This is a genomic window from Paraburkholderia acidisoli (assembly GCF_009789675.1).
Classification (GTDB): Bacteria; Pseudomonadota; Gammaproteobacteria; order Burkholderiales; family Burkholderiaceae; genus Paraburkholderia; species Paraburkholderia acidisoli.
This window is the reverse complement of record NZ_CP046917.1, coordinates 1-12,999: the sequence shown is the minus strand read 5'-3', so window position 1 is coordinate 12,999 and position 12,999 is coordinate 1. Positions and strand designations below refer to the sequence as shown.

11 protein-coding genes are annotated in these 12,999 nt (G+C 60.5%); 7 read left to right on the top strand and 4 right to left on the bottom strand.

Going from position 1 to position 12,999, the window contains the following annotated elements; all coding sequences use genetic code 11:
- Window positions 1-181 precede the first annotated feature (181 nt).
- The 7 genes from imuA (at window position 182) to FAZ98_RS34440 (ending at window position 8,552) form a co-directional block, all read left to right on the top strand.
- Complete coding sequence (imuA, locus tag FAZ98_RS34470; RefSeq protein WP_158958783.1) at window positions 182-898, top strand: translesion DNA synthesis-associated protein ImuA; 717 nt, start codon at window positions 182-184, stop codon at window positions 896-898.
- Window positions 819-2,294, top strand: a complete 1,476-nt coding sequence (locus FAZ98_RS34465; RefSeq protein ID WP_158958781.1) for a Y-family DNA polymerase — start codon at window positions 819-821, stop codon at window positions 2,292-2,294. The genes imuA and FAZ98_RS34465 overlap by 80 nt, the downstream gene beginning before the upstream one ends.
- A 15-nt stretch (window positions 2,295-2,309) precedes the next feature.
- A complete protein-coding gene (locus FAZ98_RS34460; RefSeq protein ID WP_158958779.1) occupies window positions 2,310-5,456 on the top strand; it encodes an error-prone DNA polymerase in 3,147 nt (1,048 codons plus the stop codon).
- Window positions 5,457-5,466: 10 nt separating this feature from the next.
- On the top strand, window positions 5,467-6,393 hold the full coding sequence (locus FAZ98_RS34455; RefSeq protein ID WP_158958777.1) for a DUF72 domain-containing protein: 927 nt from the start codon (window positions 5,467-5,469) through the stop codon (window positions 6,391-6,393).
- Window positions 6,394-6,485: 92 nt separating this feature from the next.
- Window positions 6,486-7,175 (top strand): hypothetical protein, encoded by a 690-nt coding sequence (locus tag FAZ98_RS34450; RefSeq protein WP_158958775.1) that lies wholly within the window; start codon window positions 6,486-6,488, stop codon window positions 7,173-7,175.
- Between the two features lie 155 nt (window positions 7,176-7,330).
- Window positions 7,331-7,759, top strand: a complete 429-nt coding sequence (locus FAZ98_RS34445) for a response regulator (RefSeq protein WP_158958773.1) — start codon at window positions 7,331-7,333, stop codon at window positions 7,757-7,759.
- Window positions 7,760-8,048: 289 nt separating this feature from the next.
- Window positions 8,049-8,552 carry a hypothetical protein gene (locus FAZ98_RS34440; RefSeq protein ID WP_158958771.1) on the top strand — a complete coding sequence of 168 codons (504 nt, stop codon included), beginning with the start codon at window positions 8,049-8,051 and terminating at the stop codon, window positions 8,550-8,552.
- 289 nt (window positions 8,553-8,841) lie between these two features.
- Here the strand turns inward: FAZ98_RS34440 and FAZ98_RS34435 are convergent, their stop codons facing one another.
- The 4 genes from FAZ98_RS34435 to FAZ98_RS34420 form a co-directional block, all read right to left on the bottom strand.
- The gene (locus tag FAZ98_RS34435) at window positions 8,842-9,528 is read right to left on the bottom strand and encodes a glycosyltransferase (protein ID WP_158958769.1); all 687 of its coding nucleotides are present in this window, start codon (window positions 9,526-9,528) and stop codon (window positions 8,842-8,844) included.
- 1,330 nt (window positions 9,529-10,858) lie between these two features.
- Window positions 10,859-11,731 carry a manganese catalase family protein gene (locus FAZ98_RS34430; protein WP_158958767.1) on the bottom strand — a complete coding sequence of 291 codons (873 nt, stop codon included), beginning with the start codon at window positions 11,729-11,731 and terminating at the stop codon, window positions 10,859-10,861.
- A 621-nt stretch (window positions 11,732-12,352) separates the two neighbouring features.
- Window positions 12,353-12,595: a hypothetical protein gene (locus FAZ98_RS34425; protein ID WP_158958765.1), complete on the bottom strand. Its 243-nt coding sequence runs from the start codon at window positions 12,593-12,595 to the stop codon at window positions 12,353-12,355.
- Between the two features lie 137 nt (window positions 12,596-12,732).
- Window positions 12,733-12,984, bottom strand: coding sequence for a DUF6723 family protein (locus FAZ98_RS34420; RefSeq protein WP_158958763.1), 252 nt, complete (start codon window positions 12,982-12,984; stop codon window positions 12,733-12,735).
- Window positions 12,985-12,999 lie beyond the last annotated feature (15 nt).

The window sequence follows — 12,999 nt, the reverse complement described above, 5'->3', positions numbered from 1 at the left end:
ATTCCTCGGACCCCGGCCGCCTGGACGGCCACTGTTATTAGTGTGCGCTTCACGCTAATTATCACCGGCAACACAGAAGGATTCCACAGCGCTGTTGACCCAATTCGACGCCCTGTTTCCTCCTGACAAGAATCCAGGCTAGAATGACTGTATGGATATACAGTATTAAAGGGGGGCGGAAATGGCGCTGCCACTGGCGAAAATTGAAGAAATTCACCGCGATTTGTGGCTTGCCTCCCAGTTGGCGTCATCCGCTGCGCGGACGGTGGCCAGCGGTCACGCGATGCTCGACGCCGAACTGCCTGGGCAGGGCTGGCCTACCGGGTCGCTGAGCGAGATTCTGGTGCCGCAGCCTGGCTGCGGCGAGGTTCGACTGCTCAAGCCGGCGCTCGCCGCAACCGCTGCGCGGCCGGTCATGCTCCTTCAGCCACCGCACCCGCTGCAACCGGCAGCGTTGTCGTGGTGGGGGCTTGATCCGGGAAATATCCGTGTGCTCACTCCCAGGTCGACCGCCGACGCGCTCTGGGCGGCCGAGCAGATCCTTCGCTCGGGCACCGTCGGCGCGCTGCTCTTCTGGCAGCAACAGGTAAGGGCCGAAGCGTTAAGACGGCTTCAGCTGGCCGCGCAGCGATCCGAAACGCTGTTCTTTCTGTTCCGTCCCATGGCGGCCGCCACGACAACGTCACCGGCACCGCTGAGGGTCTCGCTGGAGGCAACCGCCGGCGGCCTCAACGTTTCGTTCGTCAAGCGTCGCGGCCCCCATCGGGATGAGCCGGTTTTCGTTCCACTATCACCCTCACCTGTTCTGTTGAATCGAAATGCACCACTGGATCGGCGTTCATCTGCCGCGCCTGCCCATCGAGAGTTTCTGCCCGACGTGGCACACGCCAGCGCATAACGCGGGCGTTGTGGTGCTGGAGAAAAATCGCGTCATCGAGCTGGACGCGGCCGCGCGTGCTCAGGGGGTAGTCGCAGGGATGCGCCGCGGTGGCGTGCTGACGCTGGCGCCGTCCGCTGACCTTAAGGAGCGCGACATAGCGCGCGAAGAACAGACCATCCGCGGGGTGGCGTTCGCTCTGCTTCAGTTCACGCCCAACGTCGTTGTCGCCGATGAGTATGTGGTACTTGCCGATGTGACGGCCAGCCTGCGTCTTTTTGGCGGTCTGCGCCGGCTTCGCGAGCGCGTGCGCGCCGCAGTCGCCGTGTTTGGCGTGACGAGCGCTGTGGCCGTCGCGCCGACCGCCCAGGCCGCATGGCTGATCGCGCGCGTCGGAGGCGGCCTGGCGCTTTCGGAGCGCACGCTGTCGCGTGTGCTCGGGCGTGTGCCGGTCGCGGCGGTACCGGCTGCGCGGAAGTTTGCGGAATGGTTCGATGGTCTAGGTTGCACGTCGATCGCCGATGCGATGCGTCTGCCTCGCGCGGGACTGAAAAAGCGATGTGGCACGGCCCTGCTCGATGTGCTTGATCGTGCGACGGGGGAAGCGCCGGAAGTGTTTGAATGGATGACGATGCCGCCGACCTTCAACGAGCGCGTTGAGCTGCCCGATCGCATTGAGCATGTCGAGGCGACCCTCTTCGCAGCGCGCCGACTGACGCTACAGATGACCGGCTGGCTTGCGGCGCGCCGGCTCGCGATTACGCGGTTCGTTCTTTCGCTCGAACACGAGCGCGGGCGCGGAGCGATCGCTCCGACGGAGCTTGAAATCGCACTCGGCGAGCCGACGTGGCATGAGGAGCATCTCGTGCGTTTGCTCAAGGAATGGCTGGCGCGGATCGAACTCGCGGCACCCGTCATCGCACTCCGGCTGGAAGCGAAAGACGTGCGCGAAGCCGAAGCACCCAGCGATTCGCTGTTTCCGGAACCCGGGGGATCGCCACAGGATCTCGCGCGTCTCATGGAGCTACTCACCGCGCGCCTCGGCTCTGAAAACGTGTTGCGACCCAGCCCGGTAGCCGATTTCCGGCCGGAAGTCGCGGCGCAATGGGTGCCGGCTTCGAACGACATTCCGCGAGCGGCGCAGGGCTTGCCGCGCGACCTGCCCCGTCCCGCATGGCTGCTTGAAAATCCGATCCAGCTCATCATGCGCAGTCACAGACCGTTCTATGGCACACCGCTGCGCATGGTCTCGCCCGGAGAGCGGATCGAATGTGGATGGCAGGACGGCGCGGCCGTGACGCGCGACTATTTTGTCGCGGAAGCGGAGAACCACCTGCATTACTGGGTCTACCGCGAGCGTGTCGGCGTGATTGAAGAACGTGAGCCGCGCTGGTTTCTGCACGGTCTGTTCGGTTAGGCATGGGTTCTCGCGATGTCAACTCCGGCCTATGGCGCGCTGCCCGATTACGCGGAACTGCAGTGCATCTCAAACTTTTCCTTTCTGCGTGGTGCGTCGCATGCCGACGATCTGTCGGCGCGCGCGGCTCAACTGGGCTACGCGGCGATCGCAGTCACTGACGAATGCTCGCTCGCGGGCGTCGTGCGCGCACACGTCGAGGCGAAGAAAGCGGGAATTCCTTTCATCGTTGGTTCCGAATTCGTCCTGACGAATGCCAACGGCTCGCCGGCGCTTCGTTTCACCGCGCTCGCGATGAACCGCGAAGGCTACGGCAATCTCAGCGAGCTGATCACGCTCGGGCGCATGCGCGCGGACAAGGGAAGCTACCGGCTGGCCACGCGCGACCTCGATCACCCCGAGACGTCGCACGCCCATCTGAAGGGACTGCCGGCGTGCGTCGCCATCCTGAGCCCGGACTATCCGGCCGACGAGACGCATCTTGACGCACAGATGGAGTGGTTCGCCGCGACGTTCGGTGAGAGAGCGTGGGTCGCGCTCACGCTCCATGCGCGCGCCATGGACGACATCCACCGCGGCGTGATCGAAAAGGTCGCTGCGCGCCACGGCGTGCCGATCGTCGCCACCGGCATGCCGGTCATGCACGTGCGCTCGCGCAAACCGCTTCAGGACGTGCTCACGGCGATCCGCGTCGGCCGTCCGGTCGCTGAGTGCGGATACGATCTTGCGCCGAATGCCGAGCAGCATCTGCGCTCGCGCCTGCGCCTGGCCAACCTGTACCCTGCCCGCGCGCTTGCGGAAACCATAGCGATCGCGCGACGCTGCACATTCTCGCTCGATGAGCTGCGCTACGAATACCCCGATGAGCTTGTACCGGACGGCTACACGCCAGAAGCCTATCTGCGTCAGGAAACGTACACCGGCGCGCACCGGCGCTGGCCGGCCGGCATCCCGCACAGGGTCCAGGCGCAGATCGAGCACGAACTCGCTCTGATCGCGGACCTGAAGTACGAACCCTACTTCCTCACGGTCTACGACATCGTGCGCTTCGCGCGCAACGAGGCGATTCTTTGCCAGGGCCGTGGCTCTGCCGCAAACTCAGCCGTGTGTTACGCGCTTGGGATCACCGAGGTCGATCCCGCCCGTTCGTCGATGCTGTTCGAGCGCTTCATCAGCAAGGAGCGCGGCGAGCCGCCGGACATCGACGTCGATTTCGAGCACCAGCGGCGCGAGGAAGTGGTCCAGTACATCTATCGCAAGTACGGGCGAGACCGCGCGGCGCTCGCGGCGGCCGTCACGACCTACCGGCCACGTAGCGCGCTGCGCGAGTCCGGAAAGGCGCTAGGCGTCGATCCGGCAATCGTGGACCGGGTTGCGAAAGCGCACCAGTGGTTCGATTCGAGCCAGGACCTGCTGAACCGCTTCGCGGAGGCAGGGCTGGATCCGGAGGCGCCGCTGATCGTGCAGTGGGCGAATTTCGCTGCCCTGCTGCTTGGCTTCCCGCGTCACCTCTCGCAGCACAGCGGCGGCTTCGTCATCAGTCGCGGCAAGCTTTCGCGCCTCGTGCCGATCGAAAACGCGGCAATGGCGGACCGGTCGATCATCCAGTGGGACAAGGACGATATCGAGGCGCTCGGCCTGTTGAAGATCGACGTGCTCGCGCTCGGCATGCTGTCGGCCGTGCGCCGCGCACTGGATCTGATCTCGGAAAAGCGCGGGGAGGTCTTCGAACTGCAGGACATTCCGGCGGAGGATGCCGACACGTACGAAATGATCTGTCGTGCTGACACCGTGGGCGTTTTCCAGATCGAGTCGCGTGCGCAGATGAGCATGCTGCCGCGACTGCAGCCGCGCAGGTTCTACGATCTGGTGATCGAGGTGGCCATCGTGCGGCCGGGCCCTGTACAGGGGGGGATGGTTCACCCTTACCTGCGTCGCCGTCAGGGCCTCGAACCCGTCACATTCCCGAGTCCGCAGATGGAGCAGGCGCTCGCACGCACGCTCGGTGTGCCCATCTTCCAGGAGCAGGTCATGCAGGTGGCGATGCTCGCCGCCGGCTTCTCCGCGGGTGAGGCCGACCAGCTGCGCCGTGCGATGGCCGCATGGCGTCGCAAGGGCGGCCTCGGCGTCTACTACGACCGCATCGTCAACGGCATGCTTGAGCGGGGTTACGACAAGGAATTCGCCGAGCAGATCTTTGCGCAGATCCAAGGCTTCGGCGAATACGGTTTTCCGGAAAGCCACGCAGCGAGCTTCGCGCTGCTCGTCTACGCGAGCGCGTGGATCAAATGTCATGAGCCCACGGTCTTCGTGTGCGCGCTGCTCAACAGCCAGCCGATGGGCTTCTATTCCCCCTCGCAGCTCGTGCAGGACGCAAGGCGTCATGGCGTGCAGGTGCTGCCCGTGGACGTCACGCTGAGCAACTGGGATTCAACGATCGAGGGAGCAACAACGCGCGATCCGCTGCGGCTCGGCATGTCGCTCGTGCGCGGCCTGAAGGCGGAAGCCGCCGCCCGCGTCGAGATGGCACGCGCTGTGCGCTCATTCCGCGATGTGTCGGATCTCGCCCGCCGCGCCCAGCTCGACCGGCGCGATCTGGAAGCACTCGCCTCGGCGAACGCCCTCCGCTCGCTCGCTGGCGATCGCCGCGCCGCACTCTGGCAATCAGTTGCCGCTGTGCCCGATCGCGACCTGCTGCGCGGCGCGACGGACGACGACGAAACACCGGCGCTGGCGCCGATGACGGAAGGACAGGAAATCGTGGGCGACTACAAGTCGACGGGCCTGACACTGGGGCGACATCCGCTCGCCCTTCTCCGCCCGAAGCTCACAACCATGCGCCTCGTCGCGTTTGGCACGCTTCTGGGGTACCGCAACGGACAGCTCGCGCGCGCCTGCGGCATTGTCACCGTGCGGCAGCGCCCGGGAACGGCAAAGGGAGTGATGTTCATGACGCTCGAGGACGAAACCGGGAGTGTGAACGTCATCGTGTGGCAGTCGGTGCTGGAGAAATTCCGGCGTGAAGCGTTGGGCGCGTCGCTGCTTGCTGTCTATGGTGTGTGGCAGAAGGAAGGCGAGGTCCGTCATCTTGTCGCAAATCGCCTCGTGGACGTCAGCGCGCTGCTTGGCGAGTTGCCGACGGTGAGTCGTAACTTTTGCTGAGAGCGAAAAGATGACAATCTTCGTGGGCACGGCCTCATGGACAGACCCGACGCTTATCAAAAGCAGGAAGTTTTATCCGCCGGGCTGCAACAGCGCAGAGGCGCGGTTACGCTTCTACGCGAGCCAGTTCCCCCTTGTCGAGGTCGATTCCAGTTACTATTCGATGCCGAACGGCAGCAATTCGGTCCTGTGGGTTGAACGCACGCTGCCGGGCTTCGTCTTCAACATCAAGGCATTCCGCCTGTTCACCGGTCACCAGACTCCACGCGACATGTTCCCGAAGGACATGCAGTCTGCGCTGCCCCAGAACGGTAAGAAGAACCTGTACTACAAGGACATGCCTGAGGATGTCCGCGACGAACTATGGCGGCGTTACTTCGAAGCGATTGCGCCGCTGCACGACGCGGGAAAACTTGGTGCTGTGCACTTCCAGTTCGCCCCTTGGGTGACGTCGGCGCCGGACGGACGCGCGCATGTTGAGCATTGTGCAGACGTCATGGCGGGCCGGCACATGATGGCAGTGGAATTTCGCAACCGTAGCTGGTTCGATGAAAAGCATGCTTCATCAACGCTCGCTCTGGAACGGGAACGTGGGCTTGTTAACGTGATTGTCGACGAGCCACAGGGGCCCGCCAATTCGATACCGTCAGTCTGGGAGGTTACCAGCCCGTCTCTCGCGCTGATTCGTCTGCACGGCCGCAATCATGAAACGTGGAATATAAAAGGCGCGACGGCGGCGAGTGACCGTTTTAATTACGACTACAGTAATGATGAGTTATCCGAACTATCAATCGAGATACAAAAAATCGCAAAGTCAGTTTCCCAGACGCACGTCGTATTTAACAACAACTGGGAAAATCAGGGACAGCGTAACGCGCGAACGTTGATGGAGATTCTAGGCGCCGCCGCAAAATCTCCGCTGGAAGCAGGTCCCTGAGCCTGCGCGGCTAATCGCGAGTTTTGCTACCGTCAGGAAATACAGATTCAAGCGGGAGCCGCCTCTGTGTCTCGCCAGAAAGGAGTGTTGAAATGCCACGACCGATGACTGCCCGGCAACAGGCCATGATCGAGATGTTCATCGCGCAGACGAAATTCGAGATTATCGACGCGATGTCGAACGGCGAGCTCTCGTGGAGCACCGAAAGCTACGCTGAGCTCTCCGAGACTTACAATCTCGGTCGCTATGGATTTTGCGACGACATGATGATTCGAGGTCTACTGGTCTTTCCCGACGAACCGGGAACGCCCGACGGAACCCACCTTGACGCCGGTTACGCTATCGTTCGAGCAACGATCGACGAGTGGCTTAAAGGGCCGGTCATGCCATTTAACCAGGCAAGGCCGGTTGGCGAACACTCGAACTTCGACGATCCGGAATGGGTGGCGCGGGCCGAAGAAGACGCAGCGTCGGCCACGGTCTCGCCTGAGGCTTTCCGCGTTGCGCTTGCGCTCAAGCTGCGCGGCGTCGGCCGTTTTGCTGTCGCACGCCTGCAAGAGCTCATCGTGGCATGGATGGAGGAGGATGAGGTCATCTTCGCCTATCTGAAAGATGACGATACGCGGTCGATCGAGGAGCAATTTGATCTGGACGATCTGCTCTGGAGCGAGTGGAAAGACGGCTTCGCGAGGTGGGTTTATGCGCCCATTTTTGAGCGTTTTCCAGAAGTCACGGCTCGCATTTCCGTATTAAATCCGCACAATGCGGACACCGGGAATTGAAGTCGGTTGTTTCGCTTTAGGTGACACAATTTTCGGCGAGTTCTCCTGGCCAGATCTTCTAGAACTTCTCAGGATGGGAAGAGAAAGCAAGCGCGGCTGCCCGCCCTGATACGGCACGACGTTTGCGGAATCTCCTCATTATCCGTGCGGGGGCAATGCTTATGCTCGACAATCGCATCCGAAGGTTGGCGGGAGAAGTGAAGCGCATGGACACATCGCCGCTACGCATCGTCGTTGTCGACGACAACGAGCTCGTTGCGGATGCGGTATCCGCAACGCTGGAGTTTGAAGGCTTCCAGAGTGTTCCAGCTTATTCAGGCCTTGACGGTATCGCCAAATGTCAGGAGCATGAAGTGCACGCCATTCTGCTTGACATCTCGATGCCGCAGTGCGATAGGTTTGCAACCTGCCGACAAATCCGGTCGAGCGCCGCGCTCAGGAATATACTGATAATCGCATACACGGCCCTTCCGCCGGATTTCGTCTGTGCCCACAGTATCCCCGGAGATTTTGATGGCTACTGCCAGAAAGGCGTCCCCGCTGACGAACTTGCCATGTTCGTTGCAAGCTGGTTCGCCAGTTAGGCCGTCATGAGCTGCCCTCGCGTACGGCCCTCACCGCTGTCAGCCTCTGGATCTCGCGCCCATCCAGACTTCGCACGTGCCTCGATCGTCGTATTCCTCCCGAATCCTACAGATGTCACTGCGCAGCAATTTGGTTCACTGGAGGTTTCCAGCCTTGCGCGACCGAAGAAGAGGCGCGCGGCCCCGACGAGCGCTATGCGCTTTCAAAGTAAAGGACAATAGCGCTTGCAGTTGCGACTCCGACTTCCGCGGCGGGCGGTAAAGCATCGATTGATACAGCGAGCGAGAGATGAAAGTCATCCTGCAGTTCTTTACTGTCGTCCACGGTCTGATGGCTCTTTTCTTCACGTGTGGGGCGCTGATGTTGATCGCAATTGCTGCTCGAACGGGAGCGAGCGCCTTTGACAGCCGATGGGATCAGGCAGCAGCGCTGTCTGTCTTTGAGGCTCTTGGGCTGCTCGCTGGTGCAGTTGTTGCGATGCAGATCGCTGAGACAATCGTGGAGGAAGAGGTCATTCGCGATGCGGACGTAAGTGCGCCGACACGCGTGAGACGTTTCGTATCGAGATTTCTGGTTGTTGTGGTCGTCGCACTTGCCATCGAAGGTCTGGTGGCGACATTCAAGGCGCTCCACCAGGATCCGTCACAGCTTCGGTACGCGGCCTGGTTGATTGCTTCTAATGGGCTGCTACTCGCATGCTGGGGAGGATTCATTTACTTGAACCGATCCGCAGAGGAGCTGGAGCCGGAGGCCATGGCAGACGCCAAGCGAGAGGATGCAAAGCTGCATTAGGCCGGTGAAGCGGGAATATCGGAACATTGCAGGTGTGACACACGAGGGCCGCGCCGAGAAATGCGCGTTCGTCTTCGATCCATCCGAGCCACACTCGCCATCTTCTGCCCAACGCTAATGGCCAAGCGCGGCCAGCGCTATTGAGCGAATGAAAAGTTAAGCTGTGCTTCGCGATATCATGATGAACCGGCTCGTCAGTCCGGCATCAATCGGCTATGCACTTCACCGTGTTTCTCTTTCCACACAAGGCGTGCCGAACACGGCATACCAAAGCCGTGTCGGCACTTTCTCAGGCGACAAGACTGCTTCCTCCAGAATTCGCGCCCTCCTGGGCCCATCTTGCCAACGTGTCCCCGAAGCCGCCCCCCACCCGCGCCTGAGTACGGGCGCTGGTAGCAACCCGCGGTGAGGCACTCCATACGACCGGAATTCCCGCTGCAATGATGGCGTCGACAAGCGCAAGATCTTCTGAACAGGTTAAAGACGGAAAGCCTCCCGCGCGTTCGTACGCCCAAACGCTGACGCCCAGATTCGCCCCGTGTACATGACGATGCCCGTCGGCGTCGTGGTACCGCTCGCACCAGATCCTACGCAGCGATTCAGGCTGGTTATCCCATTGGTCGATCTGAACGGTCCCACATACTGCATTTGCCCCGATCTCCAGTTGCCTCACCAGCCAGTCCGGCGCGACATAGCTATCCGCGTCCGTAAAAGACAGCCATCGCGCACCGCGCGACACGAGGATATTCGCCCCGGCGGCGCGGGCCGCGCCCACCATGCGCGCTTCAATTCGCACTATTTCGACGCCAGCGTTCTGCGCTACCGCTTCGGAGCTGTCCGAGCAACTGTCAAGCACAACCACGACCCGCACGCGTTCCCCGTCTAGCGCTTCGTGTCGAGAGGCTGTGAGGACGCTGTCGAGACACCGGCCCAGTAATCGTTCTTCATTGTGTACAGGGATAACGATGCCGATCATTCCCGCTCCCGCTCTCTAGTTTTAGCAAAAAACCGTGACTAGCCTGCCTGAAGATCGCCGACAAATCGGCCTTTAAAATCGGGATCACAGACAGGCAAAGGCTATTCCAGGACACTTGGTTTCGCAGCTCACTCCGTCGGAGGAGAAACGCCTCCGCCCCCTACGCATCGGGCATGCCCGGGGCCGTTTCATCGCTATCCGGCAGGCGCCTATGAACGACTCAACGGAACGCCGCTTGCGGTACTCCGGCGAATTGCAGGCACCAGCTAGCGCTTTTCGGGACACTCTCAGGGGGGATATCGGCAATGAAATCGACCAGAATTGGAGTGGCAGTATTTGTCGCCATGACCGGCGCGACCAGCGTCAGTGCACAGGGCTTGGGCCCCTCGCCGTATGGATCTAATCTCGGTCAGGATACGACGGCACCGGGCTCAAAAGGAGATCGCCAGATGCAACGCAAAACGAGAGGAAAGCCGGTGCACGGCGACGCAGCAGTGTCACGCGGTGCTTCAGCACCAAAGGCCAATCCGTCAGAAGATCCAACCGCCACGCAACCTCGCTGATTTACTGCTCAGGATCAGTGCCCAATCACGCCGAACGCGACAATACTCGTCCGCCTGATCACGAAGTTCCTCTCGACGACCAGATGTCTTTGATCGAGTCGATTGAACGCATAAGCGAGGCGACCGCGGCCTGCCTTCTCGCGCAGTGAAGTAAAAAGGCGAGATTCAATGGAACCCACAACAAACAGGCCGTCCGTAGCATTCCTACCGGATATCCCGATTGAAGGCAGGGCCGCCCTTTTTCCGACGGCGCGATTTCACAGGCCAGTCGCGGCAAACACAGACGTCAATCCATCTCGACAATCGAAATAGGCGCTCCACAAGGAGTTTTGCAATGAAACCAGATTCCCGCAAGCTCGCACGAAATCCTGCCGCCGATGACGAGAATAAAAAGGGAGGAGTCGGTCATCCCTACTATCGGTGGCGACGGCCTCGGGCTGACGCGATATCCGACGACGAAACAACACAAGCCACCGTGTCCGGGGCGGCCAACGGTCGAAATTCGAAAGCGGATAGCAGTTAGTTCCGAAATACCATCGGCTCAGATCCTCGATCGATCTCTCACTCGCGGGCAACACTTTCGCGTAGCGCTTGCGCCGGCCTTCGTGCCTGTACCATGGGCCTCCGCATGGCGTACATGTACCGAAGACAATCGAGGCGGCGATCACGCGATTTATAGCGGTCCACATTTCCTGGTGTCACTCGAAGCGCTCCTATTCGATAAACTCGCCGGGACGTCCTTTCAGTGGCCGCCCCGGCCTCCCTGCTTATTCAGTTGCCCCGCCCGCCCCGAGATCCGCACCTGTAACCGGGTCTACGTCGGTACGGGACGCAGTTCTGGCTGCCATCGCCTTGAGAACTTCGACGTCCTGTTTCCCTACCTGGACTTGGGCAGTACCGTCGCCCCCGTCCACAGCTGGCGTCGGGGCCTCGACGAATTCCCATTCCGGCCCTTCGTTCCAGGGCCCACGTTGATCGTCGCCCTTCGACAGGTCGTAATAGACATTGGCAAACTTTGCCACACCAGGAAGTTTGCCCTGCGGGAAGTTAGGCTGAATCGAATGCAGCGCCTTTTCGAAAGACTTCTGGTGCGCAATCTCCCGCGTCATCAGGAAGCCGAGAGCATCCCTGATACCGGGATCGTCAGTCACATTGATGAGGCGTTCATAGACGATTTTTGCCCGTGCTTCGGCAGCGATGTTCGAGCGTAAATCCGCCGTCGGCTCCCCGATCGTGTCGATGTAGGCAGCGCTCCAGGGAATACCGGCGGAGTTGGTGAGAGCCGGTCCCCCACCGTAGAGAAGCGCGGTCGTGTGTGAGTCGTTACCGCCACCGGTGAGTGAACGGTAGAGTTCGGCTTCTTCTTCAACCGCTTCCGCGAGCTGTCCTTTGGCTCCCTTGTTAAGCATCGCCACAATGGACCCAATCACCTCGAGATGGCTAAGTTCTTCGGTTGCAATGTCGAAAAGCATGTCCTTGCGGCCGGGATCGTCCTCCGCGACGGCTTGGGTAAAGTAGCGACATGCGGCCGCGAGCTCTCCCTGCGGACCGCCGAACTGCTCAAGTAGCAGGTTAGCCAGGCCCGGATTGGGACTGGCGACGCGAACGGTATATTGAAGACGCTTGTTGTGGGTGAACATGAGTTTCTCCTTTTCCGGGCAAAGCTATTCCCTTGCGAGGAAAGTTCGCAAAAAAGGAATAGCAGTCGTGGACCGAACAGCTCGCTGGTGACCACCAGAGAGCACCCGAAGGGGCGTTCGGTTCTCGGAACGTTAAAAGAGTTCCGGCCAGATCGCGGTGCGACTACCGCGTGGAAGACAATCGCGCTCACCCTTTCGCATGTGACGTGCCACCGACGAGCGGTCGCTAACGAACGATTCCCCAAAAAGGTCAAGCACGTTTGTTTGCGTCTTTCGCTGCATCGTCGATGTCGCCCACAACAACCTCGTGGCCTTCGTAGGCGCGCCGTTGCTCCGCTCCCCGCAGCTCCTGGCGGGATGCTCCGCTACATGCCCCACAATTTCGGCCACTATGCCCTTCGCTTTTTCAACTACCCCTTTACGGTGTTTGTCGTCATGACGGCGTACCTTGATTAGTACTACTATGTAAGAAAAATGTCCTATCAAGGTAATTTGATTAGTGATGTACTGTGCAGTGGGAAGCAGACGCCCCCGGGAGATCACCCGCCTTCTCGCGTTAACGAACCCGGTTGGCGATGAAGACCACAATAATGCGGCCTACCGCCGGGCGCGACCGCCGAATCATGCCGATCCTAACGCCATCCGGGGCCTTGCCAGCAGGGCATCGCGCTCCGCCGCACGGGTGGCGCCATCACCGTCAATTCCGTCACGCGCGTTCAATTCCGCCCATGCAATTTGCTGCTCTGTCGACATGATGGCGAGGGCGTTACGAATGATGTGATGCGCAGCCCTCAGTTCATAGACAAGCATGCTTTTTTCGGTCTGCAGCGTGGCGATTTCAAGTTCCGTCGGATCAATGGACATCGCGGTTCCTTTAGCAAGAAGAGGAATGCAGCATTTTCGCATTGCTGACTGTAGTACCTGCGCGTTGGGGCTCATCGGTCTGGTAATTGTCACCGCAAAAACTCCTATGCGAGCTGATCGCTGCATGGATTTATGGACTATTCGGGATTAGCAACGTCCTGACGCACCAGCTCTTCTGCGAGTTGCCGTGTAGCGTGCCTGGCTTCTTCCGCAGTCTCAAACGGGCCGGGAACCTTGCAGCCGTCAAACGGATAAATGACCTTGCCGTCCGCTGTTCGGCGAATGCGCAGCTCGCCAATATATTGCCCGCGCGCGTTGATCCGTTGTCCACAAATGACTTCATAGTCTTCTGCCCGCAGCGAAGGCAGAAAAATTTTCTTCTTTCCCATTGTTGTGCCGTGCAT